29 protein-coding genes are annotated in these 23,869 nt (G+C 71.2%); 18 read left to right on the forward strand and 11 right to left on the reverse strand.

Annotated elements, in window-relative coordinates:
- Nucleotides 1-2: 2 nt before the first annotated feature.
- From EIY87_RS37660 to EIY87_RS37670, 3 genes are read right to left on the reverse strand one after another with little or no spacing between them, the layout of a single operon-like run.
- Nucleotides 3-815, reverse strand: coding sequence for a siderophore-interacting protein (locus tag EIY87_RS37660; RefSeq protein ID WP_125314712.1), 813 nt, complete (start codon nt 813-815; stop codon nt 3-5).
- Between the two features lie 59 nt (nt 816-874).
- On the reverse strand, nt 875-1,210 hold the full coding sequence (locus EIY87_RS37665; protein WP_125314713.1) for a hypothetical protein: 336 nt from the start codon (nt 1,208-1,210) through the stop codon (nt 875-877).
- A complete protein-coding gene (locus EIY87_RS37670) occupies nt 1,207-1,617 on the reverse strand; it encodes an SgcJ/EcaC family oxidoreductase (RefSeq protein ID WP_125314714.1) in 411 nt (136 codons plus the stop codon). Before EIY87_RS37670 ends, EIY87_RS37665 begins: the two co-directional genes overlap by 4 nt.
- A gap of 141 nt (nt 1,618-1,758) precedes the next feature.
- Here EIY87_RS37670 and EIY87_RS37675 point away from each other — a divergent pair, with 141 nt between their 5' ends.
- On the forward strand, nt 1,759-2,403 hold the full coding sequence (locus EIY87_RS37675) for a TetR/AcrR family transcriptional regulator (protein ID WP_449657972.1): 645 nt from the start codon (nt 1,759-1,761) through the stop codon (nt 2,401-2,403).
- Here the strand turns inward: EIY87_RS37675 and EIY87_RS37680 are convergent.
- From EIY87_RS37680 to EIY87_RS37690, 3 genes are all read right to left on the reverse strand, one after another.
- The gene (locus EIY87_RS37680) at nt 2,400-3,320 is read right to left on the reverse strand and encodes an NADP-dependent oxidoreductase (RefSeq protein ID WP_125314715.1); all 921 of its coding nucleotides are present in this window, start codon (nt 3,318-3,320) and stop codon (nt 2,400-2,402) included. The genes EIY87_RS37675 and EIY87_RS37680 overlap by 4 nt on opposite strands.
- A gap of 64 nt (nt 3,321-3,384) precedes the next feature.
- Nucleotides 3,385-4,602, reverse strand: a complete 1,218-nt coding sequence (hemW, locus tag EIY87_RS37685; protein WP_125314716.1) for a radical SAM family heme chaperone HemW — start codon at nt 4,600-4,602, stop codon at nt 3,385-3,387.
- Between the two features lie 14 nt (nt 4,603-4,616).
- Nucleotides 4,617-5,033: a VOC family protein gene (locus EIY87_RS37690; protein WP_125314717.1), complete on the reverse strand. Its 417-nt coding sequence runs from the start codon at nt 5,031-5,033 to the stop codon at nt 4,617-4,619.
- A 124-nt stretch (nt 5,034-5,157) separates the two neighbouring features.
- On the opposite strand from EIY87_RS37690, the gene EIY87_RS49360 reads away from it, so the two are divergent.
- The 10 genes from EIY87_RS49360 to EIY87_RS37735 all read left to right on the forward strand — a co-directional run bounded on the left by EIY87_RS49360 (nt 5,158) and on the right by EIY87_RS37735 (nt 13,098).
- Nucleotides 5,158-5,292, forward strand: a complete 135-nt coding sequence (locus tag EIY87_RS49360) for a putative leader peptide (RefSeq protein ID WP_404800131.1) — start codon at nt 5,158-5,160, stop codon at nt 5,290-5,292.
- A gap of 55 nt (nt 5,293-5,347) precedes the next feature.
- A complete protein-coding gene (locus tag EIY87_RS37695) occupies nt 5,348-7,042 on the forward strand; it encodes a nitrite/sulfite reductase (RefSeq protein WP_125314718.1) in 1,695 nt (564 codons plus the stop codon).
- Nucleotides 7,039-7,188 carry an eL43 family ribosomal protein gene (locus tag EIY87_RS48685; protein ID WP_086860657.1) on the forward strand — a complete coding sequence of 50 codons (150 nt, stop codon included), beginning with the start codon at nt 7,039-7,041 and terminating at the stop codon, nt 7,186-7,188. Before EIY87_RS37695 ends, EIY87_RS48685 begins: the two co-directional genes overlap by 4 nt.
- Complete coding sequence (locus tag EIY87_RS37705; protein WP_125314719.1) at nt 7,185-7,880, forward strand: phosphoadenylyl-sulfate reductase; 696 nt, start codon at nt 7,185-7,187, stop codon at nt 7,878-7,880. Before EIY87_RS48685 ends, EIY87_RS37705 begins: the two co-directional genes overlap by 4 nt.
- An 11-nt stretch (nt 7,881-7,891) precedes the next feature.
- The gene (gene cysD / locus EIY87_RS37710; RefSeq protein ID WP_125314720.1) at nt 7,892-8,812 is read left to right on the forward strand and encodes a sulfate adenylyltransferase subunit CysD; all 921 of its coding nucleotides are present in this window, start codon (nt 7,892-7,894) and stop codon (nt 8,810-8,812) included.
- Nucleotides 8,812-10,074 (forward strand): sulfate adenylyltransferase subunit 1, encoded by a 1,263-nt coding sequence (locus tag EIY87_RS37715; RefSeq protein ID WP_125314721.1) that lies wholly within the window; start codon nt 8,812-8,814, stop codon nt 10,072-10,074. Before cysD ends, EIY87_RS37715 begins: the two co-directional genes overlap by 1 nt.
- On the forward strand, nt 10,071-10,808 hold the full coding sequence (locus tag EIY87_RS37720; RefSeq protein WP_125314722.1) for a sirohydrochlorin chelatase: 738 nt from the start codon (nt 10,071-10,073) through the stop codon (nt 10,806-10,808). Before EIY87_RS37715 ends, EIY87_RS37720 begins: the two co-directional genes overlap by 4 nt.
- A gap of 302 nt (nt 10,809-11,110) precedes the next feature.
- Nucleotides 11,111-11,740, forward strand: a complete 630-nt coding sequence (locus EIY87_RS37725) for a cyclase (RefSeq protein WP_125314723.1) — start codon at nt 11,111-11,113, stop codon at nt 11,738-11,740.
- Between the two features lie 42 nt (nt 11,741-11,782).
- Nucleotides 11,783-12,286, forward strand: a complete 504-nt coding sequence (locus EIY87_RS37730) for a DUF3291 domain-containing protein (RefSeq protein ID WP_125314724.1) — start codon at nt 11,783-11,785, stop codon at nt 12,284-12,286.
- Between the two features lie 38 nt (nt 12,287-12,324).
- Complete coding sequence (locus EIY87_RS37735) at nt 12,325-13,098, forward strand: enoyl-CoA hydratase family protein (protein ID WP_125314725.1); 774 nt, start codon at nt 12,325-12,327, stop codon at nt 13,096-13,098.
- Between the two features lie 25 nt (nt 13,099-13,123).
- Here EIY87_RS37735 and EIY87_RS37740 read toward each other — a convergent pair whose 3' ends face one another.
- Genes EIY87_RS37740 through EIY87_RS37750 form a run of 3 tightly spaced genes read right to left on the reverse strand, consistent with a single transcriptional unit; the run spans nt 13,124 to nt 14,177 of the window.
- Entirely contained in the window at nt 13,124-13,492 is a 369-nt protein-coding gene (locus EIY87_RS37740; protein ID WP_125314726.1) for a barstar family protein, read from the reverse strand.
- Nucleotides 13,489-13,962: a ribonuclease domain-containing protein gene (locus tag EIY87_RS37745; protein WP_125314727.1), complete on the reverse strand. Its 474-nt coding sequence runs from the start codon at nt 13,960-13,962 to the stop codon at nt 13,489-13,491. The genes EIY87_RS37740 and EIY87_RS37745 overlap by 4 nt, the downstream gene beginning before the upstream one ends.
- Before the next feature lie 11 nt (nt 13,963-13,973).
- Nucleotides 13,974-14,177 carry a hypothetical protein gene (locus tag EIY87_RS37750; protein ID WP_125314728.1) on the reverse strand — a complete coding sequence of 68 codons (204 nt, stop codon included), beginning with the start codon at nt 14,175-14,177 and terminating at the stop codon, nt 13,974-13,976.
- A gap of 187 nt (nt 14,178-14,364) precedes the next feature.
- Here EIY87_RS37750 and EIY87_RS37755 point away from each other — a divergent pair, with 187 nt between their 5' ends.
- The 3 genes from EIY87_RS37755 (at nt 14,365) to EIY87_RS37765 (ending at nt 18,054) form a co-directional block, all read left to right on the forward strand.
- Nucleotides 14,365-15,330 carry a quinone oxidoreductase family protein gene (locus EIY87_RS37755; protein WP_125314729.1) on the forward strand — a complete coding sequence of 322 codons (966 nt, stop codon included), beginning with the start codon at nt 14,365-14,367 and terminating at the stop codon, nt 15,328-15,330.
- Nucleotides 15,331-15,479: 149 nt separating this feature from the next.
- A complete protein-coding gene (locus tag EIY87_RS37760) occupies nt 15,480-16,523 on the forward strand; it encodes an alpha/beta fold hydrolase (protein ID WP_125314730.1) in 1,044 nt (347 codons plus the stop codon).
- 91 nt (nt 16,524-16,614) lie between these two features.
- Nucleotides 16,615-18,054, forward strand: coding sequence for an amino acid permease (locus tag EIY87_RS37765; protein ID WP_191984412.1), 1,440 nt, complete (start codon nt 16,615-16,617; stop codon nt 18,052-18,054).
- Here the strand turns inward: EIY87_RS37765 and EIY87_RS37770 are convergent.
- A complete protein-coding gene (locus EIY87_RS37770) occupies nt 18,051-19,100 on the reverse strand; it encodes an NAD(P)H-dependent flavin oxidoreductase (protein WP_125314731.1) in 1,050 nt (349 codons plus the stop codon). The two genes, EIY87_RS37765 and EIY87_RS37770, sit on opposite strands and share 4 nt — an antisense overlap.
- A 170-nt stretch (nt 19,101-19,270) precedes the next feature.
- Between EIY87_RS37770 and EIY87_RS37775 the strand changes: the two genes are divergently transcribed.
- The 4 genes from EIY87_RS37775 (at nt 19,271) to EIY87_RS37790 (ending at nt 23,187) form a co-directional block, all read left to right on the forward strand.
- Nucleotides 19,271-21,043, forward strand: a complete 1,773-nt coding sequence (locus EIY87_RS37775; RefSeq protein WP_125314732.1) for a family 20 glycosylhydrolase — start codon at nt 19,271-19,273, stop codon at nt 21,041-21,043.
- Between the two features lie 141 nt (nt 21,044-21,184).
- Nucleotides 21,185-22,042 (forward strand): NPCBM/NEW2 domain-containing protein, encoded by an 858-nt coding sequence (locus EIY87_RS37780; protein WP_125314733.1) that lies wholly within the window; start codon nt 21,185-21,187, stop codon nt 22,040-22,042.
- A 92-nt stretch (nt 22,043-22,134) separates the two neighbouring features.
- Nucleotides 22,135-22,581, forward strand: a complete 447-nt coding sequence (locus EIY87_RS37785) for a pyridoxamine 5'-phosphate oxidase family protein (RefSeq protein WP_125314734.1) — start codon at nt 22,135-22,137, stop codon at nt 22,579-22,581.
- Between the two features lie 24 nt (nt 22,582-22,605).
- Nucleotides 22,606-23,187 carry a hypothetical protein gene (locus EIY87_RS37790; RefSeq protein WP_125314735.1) on the forward strand — a complete coding sequence of 194 codons (582 nt, stop codon included), beginning with the start codon at nt 22,606-22,608 and terminating at the stop codon, nt 23,185-23,187.
- A 16-nt stretch (nt 23,188-23,203) separates the two neighbouring features.
- On the opposite strand, the gene EIY87_RS37795 is transcribed toward EIY87_RS37790, so the two are convergent.
- Nucleotides 23,204-23,773 carry a Uma2 family endonuclease gene (locus EIY87_RS37795; RefSeq protein WP_125314736.1) on the reverse strand — a complete coding sequence of 190 codons (570 nt, stop codon included), beginning with the start codon at nt 23,771-23,773 and terminating at the stop codon, nt 23,204-23,206.
- Nucleotides 23,774-23,869 lie beyond the last annotated feature (96 nt).

Genomic DNA, 23,869 nt, shown 5'->3' on the forward strand with positions numbered 1-23,869 from the left:
GGTTACTTCTCGCGCGCCCGTTCGGCCGCCTTCTCTTCACGCCACGCTTCGTCGTTCTTGCCGACGCGCCAGTAGCCCGAGATCGACAGCAGCTCGCGCCGCACGCCGCGCTCGTCGAGCAGGTAGCGCCGCAGGTCCCGCACGAAGTCCGCTTCGCCGTGCACGAACGCCTGCACGACGCCGTCGCGCCACGGCAGCGCGCGGACCGCCGCAGCGACGTCGCCGCCCGAAGCCCGGTGCAGCCAGGTGATCTGCGCGTCGGCCTTGGTGGCCAGCGGCTGCTCCTCGGCCGCGTTCTCGACGAGGATCACCGCGTGCGCCGGGACGCCGGCCGGGAGCGCTTCGAGGGAGGCCGCGATGGCCGGCAACGCGCTTTCGTCGCCCGCCAGCAGGTGCCAGTCCGCCTCGGTGCCCGGCGCGTAGGCGCCACCGGGACCGGACAGCAGCAGCTCGTCACCAGGCTGAGCCGAGGCCGCCCACGGGCCGGCGATGCCCTCGTCGCCGTGGTGCACGAAGTCGATGACCAGCTCGCCGGCCTGCGGGTCGAACGCCCGTACGGTGTACGAACGCATCCGCGGCCAGTGCTCCCGCGGGAGCGTCGCACGGCACTCCTGGACGTCGAACGGCTCCGGGTACTCGACGCCCGGCACCTTGAACAACACCTTGACGTAGGCGTCGGTGAACTCGTTGGGCGTGAAGTCGGCGATGCCTTCGCCGCCCGCGACGATCCGGATCATGTGCGGGGTCAGCCGCTCGGTGCGCAGGACCCGCAGCCGCACCGCGGGACGCCCGGACCGCCGGGGTGCTTCAGCCATCGACCACTCCAATACTAAGGCTTACCTAAGTCAGCCTACGCGCCGGATCCGGCCCGTGCCTACCCAGGTGTACCCGGTTCTTCGGGCAACCGCGCGAACCCGGCGGCGGTCCGCGCCCGGAACCCGAGGAAGAACCGGTTCGCGAGCGGCACTCCCCACCGCCCCCACGAGGCCGCGTTGACGACGCGGTGCTCGACGCGCGCGCCCACGGGGTCCGGCGTCACGCGGTATTCGCCGCGGTACCACCACCCGCCCTGGACCGCGACGAACCCGCGCTCGCGGTCGACGTCCATCCGCATCGGGTACGCGCCCCCGGTCAGCAGCCGCCGCAACCGGTCGAACACCTCCCCGGGCGGCCGCGCGACGACTCCCGAAGCCTCCGCAAGCGCTTTCACGAGCGCGGATCCGAGACGCGCGTGTTCTGGAACGCCGTGATCAGCCACTCGCCGTCCTCCCGGACGAGCACGAAGGTGACGGTCGATTCGCGCCCTTCGTCCGTGGTGTCCGCCCCGGTCAGCGACGAGCCGCCGCCCACGACGGCGACGGCGACGTCCGGGCGGACGAACCGGACCTTCGCCGCCGCGTCGAGCCGCCCGGTCAGCTTGCTCCCCTTCAGCGGGCCTTCGAAGAGCGCGCGGTGCGAGTTCTCGATCCCGGCGCGCCCGGGGAAGTTGGCCCCGAAGAACGTCACGTAGTCGGCGTCTTCGGTGAAGAGCCGGCCGTACGCGGTCGCGTCCCCGTCGTTCCAGGCCTGGGTGAGTTTGCCGAGCACCGCGCGGACGCCGGCTTCCGGAGTGGTCATGGTATCCCCTTCACGAACGCTGTTCGTTTGACGAACACCGTTCTACTGACGAACGACGTTCGCGTCAAGTACAGTGTTCGCGTGACCGTTCCCCCGCCGCCGTGGCGCAGCGCCCCGCGCCGCCGCGCCGCGAAACCCGTCCTGTCCCAGGAGCTCGTCGTGAAGACGGCGCTGGAGATCCTGGCGAAGGAGGGCTTCGACGCCGTCACCATGCGGCGCGTCGCGCAGGAGCTGGAAACCGGGCCCGCGTCGCTCTACGCGCACGTCGCCAACAAGGACGAGCTGGCGGAGCTGATGCTCGACGCCGTGCTCGCCGACGTGCCGCTGCCGGAGCCGGACCCGGCGCGCTGGGACGAGCAGGTCAAGGACCTCGTCCGCGCGCAGATCCGGGTGATGGTCGCCCACCCCGGGATCGCGCGCGTCGCCTGGGACGTCGCCGTGCCGGTGACGCCGAGTTCGCTGCGCCAGGGCGAGGCGATGCTCGCCCTGCTGCGCGCCGGCGGCCTCGAACTCAAGCAGGCGACGTTCGCCGGCGACGCGCTTTCCCTCTACGCCAAGGCGTACGCGTACGAAGCCAGCGGCTGGACGTGGGGTGAGATCGACCCGGCCGAAGTGACCGCACGCGGCGAGCAGATGGTCGCCTACATGCGGTCACTGCCGCCCGAGTCGTTCCCGAACATGCTGCGCATCGGCGAGTTCTTCTCCGCCGAAACCGCCGCCGAACGCCTCGAATTCGCGCTCGACACCTACCTCGCCGGCCTCAAGGTGCTCGCCGCGAGGAACTAGGGCCGCAGCACGATCTTGCCGCGCGTGTGCCGCCGCTCCAGCTCGCGGTAGGCGTCCCGCACCTCGGCCAGCGGGTAGACGCGGGCCACCGGCAGGGTCAGCAAACCCTTGTCCAGCAACAGGCTCAGCTCCCGCAGGATCTCGGCCGACGCGCCGGCCGCGTTGCCGTCGGTCTTGACGTTGTACTTCGCCGCCGCCTCGAAGTCGATGATCGTGTCGATCCGCCCGGGGTGGATCCCCAGGTGCAGAGCCAGTTCCACGTACCCGGAGCCGAAGGTGTCGACGAACGCGTGCACACCGTCCGGCGCCGCCTCCTTGATCCGCTCGAGGACGCCTTCGCCGTAGGAAACCGGCACGACGCCGAGTTCGCGCAGCCACTCGTGGTTGGCCTCGCCCGCGAGGCCGATGACCGTGGCGCCGGCCAGCTTCGCCAGCTGGACCGCGAGCGAACCCACGCCGCCAGCCGCGCCCGAAACGACGACGGTCTCCCCTTCGCGCGGGCACACGGCGCCCACCGCCGCGTACGCGGTCGTCCCGGCGACGAAGAGCGCGCCGGCGACCTCCCACGGCAGGTCCGCGGGCTTCGGCGTCAGGTTCGCCGCTTCCGCGACGACGAAGTCGGCGTGGCTCGAGCGGGTGTCGACGAACCCGATCACCTCGTCGCCGACGGCGATCTCCCCGACGCCTTCGCCCAGCTCGGCGACCACGCCGGCGAAGTCGCTGCCCTGGCCGGAGGGGAACGTCGCCGGGAAGCGCTCGTGCAGGAACCCCCGCCTGATGGCGGCTTCGCCGGGGTTGATCCCGGCGGCGCGCACCTCGACCAGCACCTGCCCCCGGCCCGGCACCGGCCGCGGCACGTCCTCGACCCGCAGGACCTCCACGTCGCCGTACTCGTCGAACCTGATCGCGCGCGCCATGGGGCCTCCTCGAAAGTCGTTGCTGAATACAAGCAACGACCGGACCCTGCCATTGATTCCCGGCTCAGCCCGCGAGCCGCCGGACCACGCCGTCCGCGAGCAGGCGGCCGCGGTCGGTGAGCACCGCGCGGCCCCGGCTGTCCAAAGCGGACGGGTCCAGCAGGCCTTCGGCCGCCGCCGCACGGGCTTCGGCGAGCCCGGGCTCGTCGAGGACGTCCAGCGGGAGCCCCTCGGCGACGCGGAGTTCGAGCATGATCCGCTCGAGGTGCTGGTCGTCGTCGGTGAGCACTTCGCGCCCGCCCGCGGGCGAATCGCCGGCGGCGAGCAGCGCCGCGTACCGGGCCGGGTGCTTGACGTTCCACCAGCGCACGCCGCCGACGTGGCTGTGCGCGCCCGGGCCCGCGCCCCACCAGTCGTCGCCGCGCCAGTAGCCGAGGTTGTGCCGGCAGCGGGCCGCGTCGGACGCCGCCCAGTTCGACACCTCGTACCAGCGCAGCCCGGCCGCCGTGAGCGCGGCGTCGATCATCTCGTAGTCCGCGGCCAGCACGTCGTCGTCCGGGGCCGGCAGCTCGCCGCGGCGGACGCGGCGGGCCAGCGCGGTGCCCTCCTCGACGATCAGCGCGTACGCCGAGACGTGGTCGACGCCGGCGGCCAGCACGGCGTCGAGGGTGGCGAGGAGGTCGTCCGGGCGTTCTCCCGGCGTGCCGTAGATCACGTCGAGGTTCACGTGGTCGAACCCGGCCGCGCGCGCTTCGGCGGCGGCCTGCCCCGGCCGGCCGGGCGTGTGCACGCGGTCGAGGATCTTCAGCACGTGCGGCGCGGCCGACTGCATGCCCAGCGAGACGCGCGTGTAGCCGGCTTCGCGGATCCCGGCGAAGAACTCCGGCGACGTCGACTCCGGGTTCGACTCGGTCGTCACCTCGGCGCCCGGCGCGAGCCCGAAGACGTCGCGGACGGCGTCGAGCACCGAGCCGAGCCCGTCGGCGCCGAGCAGCGACGGCGTACCTCCGCCGACGAACACGGTGTCGGCGGCAGGCGGCACGACCAGCACGCGCGCGGCCAGCTCCAGCTCGCGCCGCAGCCCTTCGAGCCAGGACTGCGGCGACGAGCCGGAGTCCAGCTCGCCCGCGGTGTAGGTGTTGAAGTCGCAGTAACCGCAGCGCGTCGCGCAGAACGGGACGTGCACGTAGACCCCGAACGCCCGGCTGCCGAGCCCCTTCAGCGCGCTCTCCGGCAACGCCGGGTCGATGGGGGTGGCGGGGTCGGGACGCAGCTCGGGCACCCCCCGATTGTCCCCTACGAAGCCGGGAGGTTCGCCGCCGCCCACTCGGGGTCGACGGGGATCATCTCGATGACGTCGAGCAGCACCCCGTTCGGGTCGGCGACGTAGAAGTGCCGCTGCCCGTACACCTCGTCGACGAGCGGGGTGACCAGTTCCACACCCGCTTCCGCCAGGCGTTTCGCCTCGGCCGCCGCGTCTTCGACAATGAGCCCGAACATCACCCCGGCCGTCTCGGCCGCCCGGTACCCCGCCGGCACGGAGGCGTGGCCGCGCTGCACGAAGCTGATCTCGTACCCCGGCGCACCGGCGTTGACGCTGGCGAACCAGTCCAGCTCGACGGTGACCGGCAGCCCGATCACGTCGGCGTAGAAGCGGGTGGTCGCGGCGACGTCGTCCACCAGGTACCCCGCCCCGAAACCCTTGACCTGCATCCCCAGTTCCTCTCTCCAAACCACTGTGCTTGAAGTACTCTACATGTAGTGGTTTGAACAGCGCAAGAGTCCGCATGCAGCACGGTTGACACGATTTTCGCAGGTGAGTGACCCTTCTCCCAGCATGCGGTCAGGCCTGGACCACATTGTGGACGCGTGGCACGCTCAGGTCGTGACTCATGCCGGTGTCTTCCTGGTGGCCCGCCGCCACGTCGACCTCGTGCGGGTCGCGAGCGCCCTCTGCGCACCCGTTCGCTGACTCCCGTCGCCACCACCTGCCACGAAACCGGACAGCCCCATCGGAGGACGCCGTCATGGCCACGCCCACGCGTCAGACCCCCGCCCGACCCGCACGCGCGAAGCAGAAGCGCGGCGAAGGGCAGTGGGCGCTCGGTTACCGCGAGCCGCTGAACCCGAACGAGCGGTCGAAGAAGGACGACCACCCGCTCAACGTGCGGGCGCGCATCGAGAACATCTACGCCCACCGGGGATTCGACTCCATCGACCCGGGTGACCTGCGCGGCCGGTTCCGCTGGTTCGGCCTCTACACCCAGCGCAAGCCGGGGATCGACGGCGGCCGCACCGCGACCCTGGAGCCCGAAGAGCTCGACGACCGCTACTTCATGCTGCGGGTCCGGCTCGACGGCGGCGCGCTGACCACCCACCAGCTCACCGTGCTCGGCGAGATCTCGCAGCAGTACGCGCGCGACACCGCCGACATCACCGACCGGCAGAACATCCAGTACCACTGGATCCGGGTCGAAGACGTCCCGGCGATCTGGGCCAAGCTCGAGAACGCCGGCATGACCACGATGGAGGCGTGCGGCGACAGCCCGCGCGTCATGCTCGGCTCGCCGGTCGCCGGCATCTCGGCCGACGAGATCATCGACGGCACGCCGGCGCTGGACGAGATCAAGCGCCGCTACATCGGCAAGCCGGAGTTCGCCAACCTGCCGCGCAAGTTCAAGACCGCGATCTCCGGCCAGCCCGACGTCGCGCACGAGATCCACGACGTCGCGTTCGTCGGCGTGGACCACCCCGAACACGGACCGGGCTTCGACGTCTGGGTCGGCGGCGGCCTGTCCACCAACCCGATGCTCGGCCAGCGCCTCGGCGCGTGGGTGCCGCTGGACGAGGTCCCGGACGTCTGGGAAGGCGTCATCTCGATCTTCCGCGACTACGGCTACCGGCGGCTGCGCTCCCGTGCCCGGATCAAGTTCCTGGTCAAGGACTGGGGTGCGGAGAAGTTCCGCCAGGTGCTGCAGGACGAGTACCTCAAGCGCGAGCTGATCGACGGCCCGGCACCGGCCGAGCCCGCCAACCCGATCGACCACGTCGGCGTGCACCCGCAGGTCGACGGCAACTTCTACGTCGGCGCCGCGCCGATCGCCGGCCGGTCCTCCGGCGGCACGCTGGTCGCTGTCGCCAAGGCCGCCGAGCGCGTGGGCTCGGGCCGCGTGCGGCTCACGCCGCAGCAGAAGCTCGTCGTGCTCGACGTCCCCGAGGCCCAGGTCGCCACGCTCGAAGCCGAGCTGACGGAACTGGGGCTGGAGACCAAGCCGTCGCCGTGGCGGCGCGGGGTGATGGCCTGCACCGGGCTGGAGTACTGCAAGCTCGCCATCGTCGAGACGAAGGCACGCGCGCAGCAGCTCGTCGCGGACCTCGAGAAGTCCCTGGCGGACATCCAGAAGGACCTCGACACGCCGGTCAGCGTGCACCTCAACGGCTGCCCCAACTCCTGCGCGCGGATCCAGACCGCGGACATCGGGCTCAAGGGCCAGATCGTCACCGACGCCGACGGCAACCAGGTCGAAGGCTTCCAGGTGCACCTGGGCGGCGGCCTCGGCCTCGACGCCGGGTTCGGCCGGAAGCTGCGCGGCCACAAGGTGACCTCGGGCGAGCTGACCGGGTACGTCGAACGAGTCGTGCGCAACTACGTGGCCGGGCGCGAACCCGGCGAACGCTTCGCCCAGTGGGCGGCGCGCGCCGACGAAAGCGCCCTCCAGTGACCGAGCGAGCAGCGCCGTACTACTGCCCCTATTGCGGGGACGAGGACTTGCGGCCGGAAGAGAACGGCGGGTGGCTGTGTTCTGCCTGTCGCCGGGTTTTCTCGGTCAAGTTCCTCGGCCTGTCCCTCCCGGAGGTTTCCCGATGACCGCCACCGCCGACTACAAGACCCTCGCCGAGCGCGCGTCCAAGGAGCTCGCCGACGCCACCGCCGACGAAGCGATCCGCTGGACCGTCGACACGTTCGGCGACGACTTCATCGTCGCGTCCAACATGCAGGACGCCGTGCTCATCGACCTCACCACGAAGGTGAAGTCCGATGTGGACATCCTGTTCCTCGAGACCGGCTACCACTTCCCGGAAACGCTCGGCACGCGCGACGCGGTGCAGACGGTCTACCCGGACGTGAAGATCGTCAACGCCCAGGCCGAGCAGAGCGTCGCCGAGCAGGACGCGGAGTACGGCGAGAAGCTGCACGCCCGCGACGCCACGCTGTGCTGCAACCTGCGCAAGGTCGTGCCGCTGCGCAAGACCCTCGCGAACTACTCGGCGTGGATCACCGGCGTCCGCCGGGTCGACGCGCCGACCCGGGCCAACACCCCGATCGTCACCTGGGACGACCGCAACGGCCTCGTCAAGGTCAACCCGATCGCGGCGTGGACCGACGACGAGTTCAACGGCTACATCCGCGAGCACGGGATCCTGGAGAACCCGCTCGTTTCGATCGGCTACCTCTCGATCGGCTGCGCGCCCTGCACGGCCCGCGTCGAGCCGGGCGCCGACCCGCGCAGCGGCCGCTGGGCGGGCCAGTCGAAGACCGAGTGCGGACTGCACGGCTGAGGAAGGGACGCATGACGACCTTGGAGCCCGCGACCGATGCGGCACAGGACAACTTGGCGGCCTTGGAGTCCGAGGCCATCCACATCTTCCGGGAGGTGGCGGGCGAGTTCGACCGCCCGGTGATCCTGTTCTCCGGCGGCAAGGACTCGACGCTGCTGCTGCACCTGGCGATCAAGGCGTTCTGGCCGGCGCCGGTGCCGTTCCCGCTGCTGCACGTGGACACCGGGCACAACTTCGACGAGGTCATCGAGTTCCGCGACCGCGTCGTCGAGCGGCACGGGCTGCGCCTGGTCGTCGCGAAGGTCCAGGACTGGATCGACGACGGGCGCCTCGAAGAGCGCGCGGACGGGATGCGCAACCCGCTGCAGACCACGCCGCTGCTCGACACCATCGCCGAGAACAAGTTCGACGCCGTCTTCGGCGGCGGGCGCCGCGACGAGGAGCGCGCCCGCGCGAAGGAGCGGATCTTCAGCCTCCGCAACGCCTTCGGCCAGTGGGAGCCGCGCCGGCAGCGGCCCGAGCTGTGGAACCTCTACAACGGCAGGCACCGCCCGGGCGAGCAGGTCCGCGTCTTCCCGCTGTCCAACTGGACCGAGGCCGATGTCTGGAACTACATCGCCCGTGAGAAGGTCGAGCTGCCCTCGATCTACTACGCGCACCGGCGCGAGGTGTACTTGCGCGACGGGATGCTGCTGGCCGAGGGCCCGTGGGGCGGTCCCCGCCCCGGGGAAGAGGTCCGCGAGCTGACCGTGCGGTACCGGACCGTCGGCGACGGCTCGTGCACCGGCGCGATCGAGTCCGAGGCCGCCACCGTCGAAGACGTCATCGCCGAGGTGTCCGCGTCGCGGCTCACCGAACGCGGCGCCACCCGCGCCGACGACCGCATGTCCGAGGCGGCCATGGAAGACCGCAAGCGTGAGGGGTACTTCTGATGTCCAGCCTGTTGCGGCTCGCGACCGCGGGCAGCGTCGACGACGGCAAGTCCACCCTGGTCGGCCGGCTGCTCTACGACACGAAGTCGGTGCTCGCCGACCAGCTCGACGCCGTCACCCGCGCGTCCGTCGACAAGGGACTGTCCACACCGGACTTGTCTTTGCTCGTCGACGGCCTGCGCTCGGAACGCGAGCAGGGCATCACCATCGACGTCGCGTACCGGTACTTCGCCACGCCGAAGCGGTCGTTCGTGCTGGCCGACACGCCGGGGCACGTGCAGTACACGCGCAACACGGTGACCGGCGCGTCCACCGCGCAGCTGGCCGTGCTGCTGGTCGACGCGCGCAAGGGCGTCATCGAGCAGACGCGGCGGCACGCGGCCGTGCTGGCCCTGCTGGGCGTGCCGCAGCTGGTGCTGGCGGTGAACAAGATCGACCTGGTCGACTACGACGAGGCGACGTTCACGGTGATCGCCGAGGAGTTCGCTTCGCACGCCGAGACGCTGGGCTACGCGCGGGGTTCGGTGCTCACGATCCCCGTGTCGGCGCTCGAAGGCGACAACGTCGCGACGCGCTCGGAACGGACGCCGTGGTACACCGGCCCGAGCCTGCTGGAGCACCTGGAGGACGTCCCGGTCGCCCCCGACCCGCACGACTCCGCGCTGCGGTTCCCGGTGCAGTACGTGATCCGCCCGCGCACGGCGGAGTACCTGGACTACCGCGGCTACGCGGGCCAGATCGCCGCGGGCACGGTCCGCCCCGGTGACGAGATCGTCGTGCTGCCGCAGGGCATCCGCAGCCGCGTCGAGCGCATCGACACCGCCGACGGCCCGCTGGCGGAGGCCGGCGCCGGGACGTCGGTGACGCTGCTGCTGACCGACGACATCGACATCTCCCGCGGCGACCTGATCGCCGCCGCGGACGCGCCGCCCCGGGTCACCGACGAGATCACCGGCACGCTGTGCTGGCTGTCGTCGAAGCCGCTGAAGCCGGGCGCGCGGGTGCTCGTCAAGCACGGCACCCGCACGGTCCAGGCGCTGGTCGACGAGCTGCACGCGCGGTTCGACGAGCAGACGCTGTCCAGTGTGGACGCCCCGGCGTCGCTGGAGCTCAACGACATCGGCCGCGTCACGCTGCGGCTGGCCGAAGAGCTGGGCGTCGACGACTACGGCGTCAGCCCGCGCACCGGCGCGTTCCTGGTGATCGACCCGAAGGACGGCGACACGCTGGCGGCCGGCCTGGTGGGCGAGCGCTTCTCGTGACGCCACCCCTGGTCGCCGTCGCGCACGGCAGCCGCGACCCCCGCTCGGCGTCGACCGTGCGGGCACTCGTGGACGTCGTGCGCGCACAGGCCCCGGGTACCGCGGTGCACGAGTCCTTTTTGGACCTGTCGGCCCCGCTGGTGACGGACGTGCTGCGGGGCCTGTACAACTCGGGGCACCGGGCGGCGGTCGTGGTGCCGTTGCTGCTGGGCAGCGCGTTCCACGCGCGGGTGGACCTGCCCGCGCTGATCTCTTCGGTGGTCGCGGACTGCCCGGGCTTCCGCATCCAGGTGTCGGACGTGCTCGGCGCGGACCCGGCCCTGGAGGCGGTGGCCCTGGACCGGCTGGCGTCGGCATCCCACCGCCGGGGCTCGGGCGTGCTGGTGAGCGCGGTGGGGTCGTCGAACGCGTCCGCGAACGCCGTGGTGGCCGCCCTGGCCGCGCGCTGGGAGGAGCGGCTGGGCATCCCGGTGAGCGAAGCGTTCGCGTCCGCCACCCAGCCGGACATCCCCGCCGCGGCCGCGTCGTTGCGTGCGCGGGGCGTGCGGCACCTGATCGTCGCATCGTGGTTCCTCGCGCCGGGCCTGCTGCCGGACCGGATCGCCCGGCTGGCCCGGGAGGCCGATCCGAAGGCGTTCATCGCGAAGCCGTTGGCCGACGACCCGCGCGTGGCGGACGTGGTGATCAGCCGGTACGCGTCCGCGTTGACCGGACTGCTCCGCCAGTACGCCTGAACGCGGGGGAAGGTACGGCGGGCTTCGGGCCTGCGGGCTAGAGATTAGAAGGTTCTCGGTCGGCGCCCGGTCCGTGAAGCGCTCGGTCGCCTCGGCAAGGCCACCTGAGCCACTGTCCGTACCCCAGAGCAGCAGGTCAGCGCCTCCACCACCGCCAAAAGGCGAGTCTCATTCACATTTACCGTCACCCCACGTGCATGGGAACGGTAAATCCTTGACGCGCTAGTTAACTTGCCGGTAACTATCTAATCGCTGCGCAGCTTTCTCCCTCCCCTCTTGAAACCGCAGGTAGGTGGATACAGATGAAAGCTCTTCACCTTTCCCGGCTCGCCGCTCTGACCGCGGCCGCCGCCCTTCCGATCGCCCTCGCCGCCCCGGCGTCGGCGGCCACCTCCGTCACCTTCGACTGCCAGGCCGATGCCCCGATCGTCGGCCCGCAGAAGGTGTCGCTGAACCAGGACGCGGACGTCAGCGCGCCCGCCACGGTCGCCCCCGGCGGGGCTTTCGACGTCGTCATCGACCCGGCGCCGAACACCGTGCCGAGCGATGTGAGCGGGAACAAGGTCAAGAACATCAACACGTTCGCGCTCAAGTTCCCGATCCCCGCGAACTCCACCTACGTCGGCGCCGACCTCGCCGGCGGGTCCGGCCTCGGCAGCACCGCGCCGACCATCGCGGTCGCGAACGGCGTCGCGACGCTGAGCTTCCCCGGCCCGATCGCGGGCGGCGCGACCTTCGAACTGCCCACGATCACCGCGCACCTGACGGCCGGGCAGTCGGGCACCATCGAAACGAAGCTGTCCGGCACCAGCTACAGCGACCCGGGCCTGACCTTCAAGGCGGTGGCGAGCAGCATCATCGGCGACGTCACCGCGCCGACGGCCTGCTTCCCCAACCCCAGCCCCGTCTTCACCACGACGACCATCGGCTGATTTCCCCGGCCACCCTGCGGGTTCCGCCCGTAGGGTGGCCGCATGGGGAACTTCGAACTCGCTCAGGTCAACATCAGCCGCATGACGGCGCCGCTCGACGACGAGTCCTTCCGGGACTTCGTCGACGCGCTCGAGCCGGTCAACGCGATCGCCGACCGTGCGCCGGGTTTCGTCTGGCGCCTGCAGACCGAGGACGGCGACGCCACCTCGATCCGCGCCTTCGAGTGGGACGTCCGCGGCACGTCCGGGATCCTGGTCAACATGTCCGTGTGGACGTCGGTCGAGGCGCTGGCGGACTTCGTGTTCTCCGGCGAGCACCTGGCGGTCCTCAAGCGCCGCCGCGAGTGGTTCCACCGCGTCCAGGACGTGATGACCGCGCTGTGGTGGGTGCCCGCCGGCCACCGGCCGACGACCGCGGAGGCCGAAGCGAAGATCAAGCACCTGCGCGTTTACGGCCCGACCCCGGCGGCGTTCACGCTGAAGCAGCACTTCTCGCCGGCGTCCGACGCCCGCGAGGGTGACCCCGGCTGGCTGTGCCCCGCGTAACACCGGCGTCGCGCGGCGAGTGTGCAAGGGTGACGGGCATGGCTGACGAACTGGTGCACTACGACGTGGTGGGCGGCACCGCCACGATCACCCTGGACTCCCCGCACAACCGCAACGCGCTGTCGGCGCAGCTGCGCCGCGAGCTCTCGGACTCCCTGGCGAAGGCGGCCACCGACGACGCCGTCCGCGTGATCGTGCTGACCCACACCGGCCCGGTGTTCTGCGCCGGGATGGACCTCAAGGAAGCTCGCGGCGGCAGCGCCGGCGACCAGGGCGTCAACGAGTTCCCGAGGATCCTCGAGCAGCTGTGGACGAGCCCGAAGCCGGTCGTCGCGCGCCTGGCCGGCCCGGCGCGCGCCGGCGGCATCGGCATGGTGGCGGCGTGCGACATCGCGGTGGCGGTCCCGGAAGCGACGTTCGCCTTCTCCGAGGTCCGCATCGGCGTGGTCCCGGCGATCATCTCCCTGACGGTCCTCCCCCGCCTGAACCCGCGCGCGGCCCACGAGCTGTTCCTGACCGGCGACACGTTCGACGCCCGCCGCGCGGTGGAGATCGGCCTGCTCAACTCGGCGGTCCCGGCCGACGAGCTCGACGCCGAGGTGACCCGGTTCGTCAAGGCGCTCGCGGCGGGCGGGCCGAAGGCGCTGGCCGAGACCAAGGCGCTGCTGAGCCGCCCCCGCTTCGCGACGCCGTCGGAGGGCTTCGAGGAGATGCTCGGCCTGTCGGCGAAGTTCTTCGCGAGCGAGGAAGGCCAGGAGGGCATCCTGGCCTTCGCCCAGAAGCGCAAGCCGAACTGGGTCCCGCAGGACTGAGCCGGTCCGGGCTGCCGGACGCCGCTCAGGCGTCCGGCAGGACCACCGTGAGCCGCCACGAGCCGGCACTGGGGCCGCTCGGCCCGAGCGCGCGCTGCGCGTCCGAAAGCACGCTGCGGATCGCCAGGTACGTCTTGGGTTCGGCCTTGCGCAGCGCGTCCGAGCCCGGCCAGATCAGCACGTGCTCCCCCGGCGGCAGCCACGACAGGTCGGTCAGGCAGTCGTAGAGCGCGTCGAGGTTGTGCCCGAAGTAGTCCGGAAAGGACAGTGCGGCGGCGAACGCGCTCAGCGTGCTGGCCTTGTCCACGGTGGGCCGCGAGTTCACCAGGTGCGGGTACGCGCCCCGGGCGAACGCCGCTTCGGCGGCGGCCTTCGCCTCCTCCGACGCGCTCATCGGGCCGGGTCCACGACGACGAACGACGAGTAGTGGTCGCCGGTGTAGTACAGCTCGTGCGCCTGCCCGGTGATCAGCCGCCGCGCGCCGCGGTCGGGGCTGCCCGGGGTCTTCACGGTGTACTCGTGGTAGTAACCGGACTTCTTGCCGGGCAAGCGCTTCTCGCGGTTTTCGAACACGACGCCGTCGTTGCGCGGGTACGGGAACGGCCCGCCCTTTTCGATCAGCTGCCACGTGTCCGCGGCCTGGGAGGGCAACGTGGAAAGCGCCTTCAGCGGCAGCCCGGAGTCGGCTCCCGGTACGGCCGCGCTGCCCTTGGCCGGAGCACTCGAGGACGAGCCGGCGGTACTGCTCGACGAGGTGCTCGGGGACGTCGATCCGCCGCCGACGGCGTCCTTGACCAGCCAGCCCCCCAGCACCAGCACGAGGAGCCCGATCAGCGCGGCGGTGATCCGCCTTCGGTTGAACATGGTGCGCGAGCCTATGCCGAGGGGTCGGAGCGGTCGTCGTCACGCCCCGGGGTCAAGCGGCGGGCGAAGAGCCCGACGAGCTTGTCGAGCACCCACGCGGCGGCCAGGCACAGCGGCACGACGACCACCATGACCAGCACGAACTGCACGGGGAACCAAGCCTGGGCGAGCCACAGCTCGACCCCGTCCCACCAGTCGGCAAGCCCGTTGAACACGGTGTGAGCCTACGCGCGCTCTGCTGCCTGCGCGCTTCAGGGCCTCGCTTCCAGAATCGGCGGAGCCGATTGCAGCGGAGGCGAAGCCACCCGACGGAGTCGGGTCCGGGTCCGCCGGACGCAAGGCCCGCTCACCGTGTCTGGCGACACGCAGCACAGGGTTGAAGGAAAAGGTACGTTGCGAGGCATGTTCGCCGTGTACGCGCAGGAACCCAACGCAGACAGCCCGCTGGACTCGCTCGTCGTCGGCGAGCGGCCCGAACCCGACGTGCCGGACGGCTGGGTCCGCGTGCACGTCAAGGCGGCCAGCCTGAACATGCACGACCTGTGGACGCTCCGCGGGGTCGGGATCAAGCCGGAGCAGTTCCCGATGATCCTCGGCTGCGACGGCGCCGGCACCCTCGACGACGGCTCCGAGGTCGTGATCCACTCCGTGATCAACGCCCCCGGCTGGCAGGGCGACGACACCCTCGACCCGAAGCGCACCCTGCTCACCGAGAAGCACCAGGGCACCTTCGCCGACCAGGTGATCGTCCCGGCCCGCAACGTCGTCCCCAAGCCGGCCGACCTCAGCTTCGCCGAAGCCGCCACCATGGGCACGGCCTGGCTGACCGCCTACCGGATGCTCTTCGTGAAGTCCGGGCTGCGGCCGGGCCAGACGATGCTCGTGCAGGGTGCTTCCGGCGGCGTGTCGACTGCGCTGGTGCAGCTCGGCCGCGCGGCCGGGTTCCGGGTCTGGGTCACCGGCCGCACCGAGGAGAAGCGCGCGCTCGCCGAAAGCCTCGGCGCGCACCAGGCGTTCGAGTCGGGCGCGCGGCTGCCCGAGCGCGTCGACGCCGTGTTCGAGACCGTCGGGAAGGCGACCTGGTCGCACTCGGTCAAGTCGCTGAAGCCGGGCGGCATCATCGTGGTCTCCGGCTCGACCAGCGGCCCGGATGCGGGCGCCGAGCTGCAGCGCGTCTTCTTCCTGCAGCTGCGCGTCGCCGGCTCGACGATGGGCACCCGCGACGAGCTCGCCGACCTGCTCGCCTACCTCGACCTGACCGGCGTGCGGCCGCAGATCGGGCAGGAACTGCCGTTCGAAGAGGCAGCCAAGGGGTTCCAGGCGATGCTCGAAGGCGACACCGCCGGCAAGATCGTCTTCACCCGCTGAGGCGCTGACCTGGGCGGATCGCGCACCGGCCCGCCCAGGTCACCGCTTGTACCGCCCACTTGGTGAATTGTCAACGTACTCGGATCGAGATCTGGTCGTTAGCACCCAAATTCGACCAAAACCCAAGGGCGGCAAGCTAATCTGTAAACATGACCGCGACGAAGCGGCCCGCACCGGCTGGACCGGGCGGCCGGCCCAGCAGTGATCCGGACCCCATCCGGGTCTCCTTCCGGCGCTACGCCGGCGTCCGCACCCGCGTCCTCGAGGTCGGCGACCCCGGCCCCGGACCGGAGCTCCCCCGCCGCTCGCGGCGGCGCAAGTCCGCCGCCGCGCACCTGCGGCCCACCGCGCCGCGGCTGGTGCTGCTGCACGGCTACTGCGACAGCGCTGACACCTGGCGCCCCGCCCTCGAGCAGCTCGCGGCCGCCGACATCCCCGCGATCGCGGTCGACCTGCCCGGCTTCGGCGACGCCCAGCCGCTGCGGCCCGGCCCGATGCTGCCGCAGCTCGACGCGTTCACCACCGCTGTCGTCCGCGAACAGGCCGTGCTCGGCTCGGTCGTGCTGGCCGGCAACTCCCTCGGCGGCACGATGAGCCTGCGCGCGGCGCAGAACAGCAGGCTGCCGATCTCCGGCGTCGTCTCGATCGCCGCGCCGGGGTTCGTCGACTCGTGGCTGATCCGCACGGTGGCGCGCTACCCGCTGCCCCTGCGGCTGTACTCGTCCCTGCCGGTCCCGGTGCCGGGTTTCCTGGTGCGCAAGGTCGCCGAGCAGCTCGTCCCGAGGCTGCTCTACGCCGACTCCGCGGCGGCCGACGCGACGCAGGTGCAGCGCTTCACCGCGCTGTTCCCCGACTACCGCGCGACCAAGAGCCGGCTGGAGCAGGCCCGGCAGCTCGTCGCGGAGCTCGCCGACGCCTACCGCCTCGACTCCGTGCAGGTCCCGCTGCTGGTCGTCGCGTGCGGCAAGGACAAGCTCGTCACCGCGGCGTCCGGGCGGCAGCTGCACACGCTGGTGCCGCACAGCAGGCTGCTGGTCCGCGAGGACTGGGGGCACTGCCCGCAGCTGGACGACCCGGTCGAGATCGCGGAGCTGCTCACCTACTTCGCCGCGAGCGCGGTCCGGACCACCCAGGCCAAGCGCGCCGCGGCGACGGCGTCGGAAGCGGTGAGCGAGGACACCGCGGCGGGCTGATCCGCTCACGCTGTCTTCACGCGGAGTTGGCGGTAGGTTCCCCCGTTGGGTCCGTGATCCGGGCTCGCACACCGACGTTCGGGAGACGAAGATGTCCGCTCCAAGCCTGGGCTCCAGCTCCGGCATCTTCCGGCGCAAGCCGATCGACCAGATCCAGGACACCAGCGAAGCCGGCGGCCTCAAACGCACCCTGGGGCTGTGGCAACTGACCGCCATCGGCATCGGCGGCATCATCGGCGCGGGGATCTTCGCCCTCGCCGGCAGTGTCGCGCACGGCGACGACTCGGCCGGCATCCCCGGCGTCGGCCCGGCCGTGCTGATCTCGTTCCTCATCGCGGGCGTCGCGAGCGCGGCGGCCGCGTTCTCCTACGCCGAGTTCGCCGGCCTGATCCCGAAGGCGGGGTCGGCCTACACCTACGGCTACGCGGTCCTCGGCGAGGTCGTCGGCTGGTTCATCGGCTGGGACCTGCTGCTGGAGTACACCGCGATCGTGTCGGTGGTGGCGATCGGCATCTCCGGCTACTTCAACTTCCTGCTCGGGCAGATCGGCCTCGACCTGCCCGCCTGGATGCTCGGCGCGCCCGGCACCGGGCCGGGCCACAAGGTTGACCTGTTCGCCGCGCTGCTCTGCCTGCTCATCGCGTACCTGCTCAACCGCGGCATCCGCAGCGCCGCCCGGTTCGAGACGGCGATGGTCGGCATCAAGGTGCTGATCGTGCTGGTCGTCATCCTGGTCGGCTTCTTCTACGTCAAGACCGGCAACTACACGCCGTTCGCCCCGGCGGGCTTCGGCGGCGCGGTGACCGGCGCCGCGACGGTGTTCTTCGCCGTCTTCGGCTACGACGCCATGTCGACGGCGGCCGAGGAGTCGAAGGACGCGCAGCGGCACATGCCGAAGGCCATCATCTACTCGCTGGCCATCTCGATGGTGCTGTACGTGCTGGCCTGCCTGGTGCTGACCGGCATGCAGAAGTACACCGAGATCGACCCGAAGAGCGGCTTCTCGACGGCGTTCAAGTCGGTCGGCCTCGACGGGCTGGCCACGGTGATCGCGATCGGCGCCATCGTCGGCATCCTCACCGTGCTGTTCACGTTCCTGATGGGCGCCACCCGCGTCGGCTACTCGATGAGCCGCGACGGCCTGCTGCCGGCGTGGCTCGGCAAGACGAACGTGAAGCGCCAGGTGCCGAGCCGGATGACGTGGATCCTCGGCGGCGCGTCGGCGATCATCGCCGGGGTGCTGCCGATCGGCGAGGCCGCGGAGCTGACGAACATCGGCATCCTGCTCGCGTTCGTCGTGGTCTGCGTCGCGGTGATCGTGCTGCGCTACAAGCAGCCCGACCTGCCGCGCACGTTCAAGACGCCGGGCATGCCGGTGGTGCCCGCGATCGGCGTCGTGTTCTCGATCTGGCTGATCACGTTCCTGCAGCCGGCGACCTGGCTGCGGTTCGCGGTCTGGTTCGTGCTCGGGATGCTCGTGTACTTCCTCTACAGCAGGCGGCACTCGCTCCTGAACCGCACCGAGCGCTAGCGGATCCGGTCGAGGCGTGCGGCGGCGTCGCGCGCCTCGACCTTCAGCCGCTCGAGGATGACGGCGGCCGAGGCGTCGTAGGCGAGCGGGTACGTCTGGCCCGCCCACAGCGAAATCGCTTCCGGGTCCCCCGCCTTGGCAGCGGCCTTGCGCACCGGCCCGGCGAGGTGGTTCAGCTGCGGGTACGCCGCGGGGGCGCCCTCGGAAAGCGCGTCCATGAACTTGTTGACCAGCCCCCGCGCCGGGCGCCCGCTGAAGGCGCGGGTGAACGCCGTCTCGCGTTCGGCGAGCGCCAGCGCCTTCCGGTGGGCCTCCGACGTCCCGGCTTCGTCCGCGCGCAGGAAGACGGTGCCGAGCTGGGCGGCGACCGCCCCGGCGGCGAGCACGGCGGCGACGTCCGCACCGTGCACCAGCCCGCCGGCGGCGATCAGCGGCAGGTCGACACGCGCGGCGACGAGCCGCAGCAGCGCCAGCACGCCGTACTCCGCGCCACCGCCGGGCAGGCGGGGGTCGTCGGTGAAGAGGCTCCGGTGCCCGCCCGCCTCGAAACCCTGCACGACGAGCGCGTCGGCCCCGAGGTCCGCGGCCCGCTGCGCGCTCTCGGGCGTGGTCACGGTGACGACCACCTTCGCCCCGGCTTCCTTCAGCCGCTGGACGTCCGACGGCGACGGCGGCCCGAAGGTGAACGACACGACGGGCACCCGCTTCTCGAGCACCACGTCCAGCTTCGCCGGGTAGTTGTCGTCGTCCCACTTCGGTTCCCCGAGCTCGACGTCGTACTCGCGCGCGAAGGCCTCGAGCCGTTCGCGGTGCGCGCCGAGGTCGGCGCCGGTGTCCGGCTGCGGCACGAAGAGGTTGACGCCGAACTCGCCGCTGGTCAGCTCCCGCGTCCGCTCGACCTGCGCCGCCAGCGCGGCGGGGGTGAGCATGCCCGCCGAGAGGAAGCCGAAGCCGCCCGCCTCGGTCACCGCGGCGACCAGCTCCGGGGTGGTGGGGCCGCCCGCCATGGGCGCGGCGATGACCGGGAACGCCAGCTCGTCGAACATGCCACCGAGCGTAGTACTCAGGCGGGCAGCAGCGTCGCGTAGAGCTTCGTGATCACCCCGGCCGCGTGGGCTCAACCACCCAGACTGGTCTAGACCACGGCCGCCGAAGGTGCGACGATCCGGGCAGGCGCGACGGCGAGGTCGCGCCCATCCCGCCAGGAGGTCCCCCGGTGAAGACGTCCAGAACGCGGCGCCTCGGCCGCGCACTCGCCGTGCTGGCCCTGATCGGCGCCAGTACGACAGCCGCCCAGCTCACCCCGGCCGCGGCGGCCACGCCGGCGCTGCAGTCGATCGTCCCGGTCCCGGTTTCGGTGACGGCCGCCGCCGGGGTCTCGTTCCCGCTGGTCTCGACGACGAAGATCGTCACCGAGGCCGGCTCCGCCCCGGCGAAGCAGGTGGGCGACTACCTGGCCGGCGTGCTGCGCCCGTCGACCGGCTTCGCGCTGCCGGTGTCCGACGCCCCGGCGTCCGTGCCGTCCGACAGCATCGCCCTGCTGCTCAGCGGCGCGCCCGCGTCCGTCGGCGCGCAGGGCTACCAGCTCGTGTCGTCGGCGTCCTCGGTCACCATCCGGGCGACGACCGCCGACGGGCTCTTCGCCGGCGTCCAGACGCTGCGGCAGCTCCTGCCCGGCAGCATCGAGAGCCCCTCGGCGCAGCCCGGCCCGTGGAGCGTCCCGGGCGCGACGGTCCTGGACTACCCGCGCTTCGGCTACCGCGGCGCGATGCTCGACGTCGCGCGGCACTTCCACCCGGTGTCGACGGTCAAGCGCTACCTCGACCAGCTCGCCCAGTACAAGATCAACGCCCTGCACCTGCACCTGGCGGACGACCAGGGCTGGCGCCTCCAGATCGACAGCTGGCCGAAGCTGGCGACGTACGGCGGCAGCACCCAGGTCGGCGGCGGCGCGGGCGGCTACTACACGAAGGCGCAGTACACCGAGATCGTGGACTACGCGGCCTCGCGCCACATCACGATCATCCCGGAGATCGACATGCCGGGGCACGTCAACGCGGCGCTGGCGTCGTACGCGGAGCTGAACTGCAACGGGGTGGCCCCGGCGCTGCGCACGGACACGGCGGTCGGCTACAGCTCGCTGTGCATCTCGAAGGACATCACGTACACGTTCATCGCGGACGTCCTGCGCGAACTGGCGGCCCTGACCCCGGGCCCGTACCTCCACATCGGCGGCGACGAGGCGTCCTCGACCTCCGCGTCCGACTACCTGACGTTCGTGAACAAGGTCCTCCCCCTGGTCGCGGCGACGGGCAAGCAGGTGGTGGGCTGGCACGACATCGCGAAGGCGACCCTGCCCGCTTCGGCGACCCCGCAGTTCTGGGGCACCACGACGTCGGACGCGGGCGTGTCGGCGGCGGTTTCCCGCGGCAGCAAGGTGATCCTGTCGCCGGCGAACAAGGCGTACCTGGACATGAAGTACAACAGCTCCACCCCCATCGGCCTGTCGTGGGCGGGCTACATCGAGGTCCAGGACGCGTACGGCTGGAACCCGGGCGCTTACCTGTCGGGCGTGGGCGAATCGGCGGTCCGCGGCGTCGAATCCCCGCTGTGGACGGAAACGGTGACCAAGCCGGCCGACATCGACTACCTGGCCTTCCCCCGCCTGGCCGCCCACGCGGAGCTGGGCTGGTCCCCCTGGTCGACCCACGACTGGACGACGTTCCGCACCCGCCTCGGCGCCCAGGCCCCGCGCTGGGTGGCGCAGGGGATCAACTTCTACCGGTCCACGCAGGTGGCTTGGGACACCGGCGGCACGACGAACCCCGGCACGTGCACGGACCCGGCGTGGAGCGCTTCGCAGGTCTACACGGGCGGCAACGTGGTGTCGCACAACGGGCACAAGTGGACGGCGAAGTGGTGGACGCAGGGCGAGGAGCCAGGAACGACGGGCCAGTGGGGAGTGTGGACCGACAACGGCACCTGCTGAGGTACGGGCCGGGCCCGTCTCGGTGAGGCGGGCCCGGCCGGCGCGGAACTGTAACAGGATCTTTCACCCGTTCGACTCAGCTGGAGTCCGATCCGAAGGCGCACGCTCGCCCTGCGCGGAGCGCCCCGCACGAGGAGTCCAGTGATCGAAGTTCTTCGGGCTGTGGGCAACTCCCAGAGCGCTTTGCTGGGCATCTTCGGTCTCGGTGTCGCTCTTCTGGTGTTCGCGGTGACCGGTGGGCGGGTCATCGTCAGGCACTTCATCCGGGTCGACGCCAAAGCCGGCGCGCTGACGAAGTTCGCGGTCCGGACGATCGGCGCCCTGGGTGTCTTGTGCATCGGCGTTGCCTTCTTCGCGAGCCCGGCGCCGGCGGTCATCGCCTCCTGGTTTCCCGCCGGCGGCAGTTCCGGCACTGCGACAACGCTCACGCCGGACGGGGGCAGACCGGCTCCGGACACACCGTCCCAGCCGCCGGAGACGTCGGGACAGCCGACCAACGCGCAGCAGCCGGAACGACCGCCCAGCACGACGCGGCCGCAGCCGATCGAGGAATCGACACCCGCCGTCGCGGCGGACCCACCGTCCGGGTACCTCAGCCAGATGAAGGCGGTCAAGACGGTCGGCGCCGACGGCACCGAGGAACTCATGACGGCGAACGGCCACGACTACCTGCACAGCGTCTACGCGTCTCAGAACTATTGCCTGAGCAGCAGCCGGGTCTCGTACGTCGACTATTCCCTCGAGCGCAAATACGCGACCTTCACGGCGACAGCCGCTTTGAAGGACACCGACCGGCCGGATCTCAAAGTCCGTTACGAGGTGTTCGCGGACAACAGTTCCAGTCCCCGGTATTCCACGGACATCGCGTACGGCGAACAAGCGTCCGTCTCGGTGCCGGTCAAGGGAGTACTACGCCTCCGGCTTTCCGCAACGTTCTTCACCCCGAAGGACTGCAACGAGTTCGACCGGGCGATCTGGGGAGACGCCCACGTGGGGTGACGGCCCCCGCCTCGGCGTGCACGAACGGTCAGCTCGGCACTTCACCTGGTGATACCGGAACACCGACGGCGGCCGGCGGGTTAGGTTGGGGCATGAGCGCCGATCTGGAGCAGGTTCGCACGCTGTCGCTGCAGGAGCACGGCCTTGCCACCGTCGCCACCACCCGGGCCGATGGGACCGTGCACTCGTCCGTCGTCAACGCCGGGGTCTTCGACGATCCGGTGACCGGGGCGGCCGGGGTTGCCTATGTCGCCGTCGGGAAGGCGCACAAGCTCGCGCTGCTTCGGCGGGCCGGGCACGCCACCGTGACGTTCCGGCGGGGGTGGAACTGGCTGTCCGTCACCGGGGCCACGCACCTCGTCGGACCGGATGATCCCGATCCCGCCTTCGACCCCGCGGGGCTGCCGCAGCTGCTGCGCGACGTTTTCATCGCCGCGACCGGGACGCACGACGACTGGGCCGAGTACGACCGCGTGATGGCCGAAGAGCGGCGGGTTTCGGTGTTCGTCCGGGCGGACCGGATAATCGGCAATCCCTGATCCTTCCCCCTCCGGGAGTCGTCGTTGTCCGAGTCACCCCCTCGCGTCAGCACGCCGGTCAAGGTCCTGCTCGGCGTGCTCCTCGTCGCCGACGCCGGGTTCGGCGTGGTCCTCGCCCTCGGACTGGTGCGCGGCCAGTCGCCGTGGCTGATCGGCGGGGCCTACGCGGCGACCGTGGTCGTCGCCGTGCTGGCCTACCGCGCGTCCCGCGCCGGTGACCTCAAGCGCGGCTTCGAGGGCCTCCAGGACCTCACCGTCGGCGAAGAAGGCCTCCGCCTGCCCGCGGGGACGCTCAGCACGCGCGTGATCCCGTGGACGCAGATCGCCGACATCACGCCACGCCGCTCGGCGCGCTTCGGCGACGGCTTCGTGCGCGACGCCCTCTGGGTCGACCTGGTCACCGGCGGCGGCGTCGAGAGCTCCGTCCAGCGCTACGCACCGCGCGGGCGGCTCGCCCCGGCGCCACCGGGCCGGCGGCAGTTCGAGCAGACGGCGATCCTCGACCCGGGCCTGTTCGACGCCGTGGTCGAGCGCCTCCGGAAGGAACTACGGCACCGGCAGCTGCACGCCCAGCTCCGCGGCTCACCCCGCATCCGCCACCACTGACCGCGCCGGTCCCGGCTCAGCCGCGCCGCCCCAGCAGCTCCCTCGGCACGATCCGCACCGGGAACGGCAGCTCGACCTCCAGCACCTCGTCACCCGCCGCCTTGTCCACCTGCTGGTAGTGACCGTCGCCGTCCAGCTCGAACACCGTCAGCGCGGGGTCGGCCGGGTCGATCACCCAGTAGCTGCCGGTGCCGAGGCGTTCGTAGACCGCCTTCTTGAGGTTCAGGTCGTAGATCGCCGTGCTGGGCGACAGCACTTCGACGGCGAGCACCGGCGGCGCCGGGAGGTCCTTCTCGGTGAAGTCCGCCGCGCGGCCCACCAGGACGTCCGGCTGCAGCTCGATCCGGTCGCCGTGGTGCACCGCGAACGGGGCGCCGAGCACGTCGAACTCCGGCGGGCACACCGCTTCCAGCACGCCGTAGAGGCGGTAGGCGATCTTCTGGTGCCGCAGCCCGGGTGCCGGGGTCACGAGCAGCGCCCCGTCGATGAGTTCGTATCTTCGGCCGTCATCCGGCATCCCCTCCAGGTCGCGCACCGTCATGGGGCCCGACCCGGTCGGATACTGGAAGTCCATCATGAGAGTCATCGTGCCCTCCTTTCGCTCTTCGCACCAGAGCACCAGAGAGCACCGACAGAAACCGCATCGAACACGGGTTCGGCGCCGTTATTCACGCGGAAGAGT

The sequence above is a fragment of the Amycolatopsis eburnea genome (assembly GCF_003937945.1).
Classification (GTDB): domain Bacteria; phylum Actinomycetota; class Actinomycetes; order Mycobacteriales; family Pseudonocardiaceae; genus Amycolatopsis; species Amycolatopsis eburnea.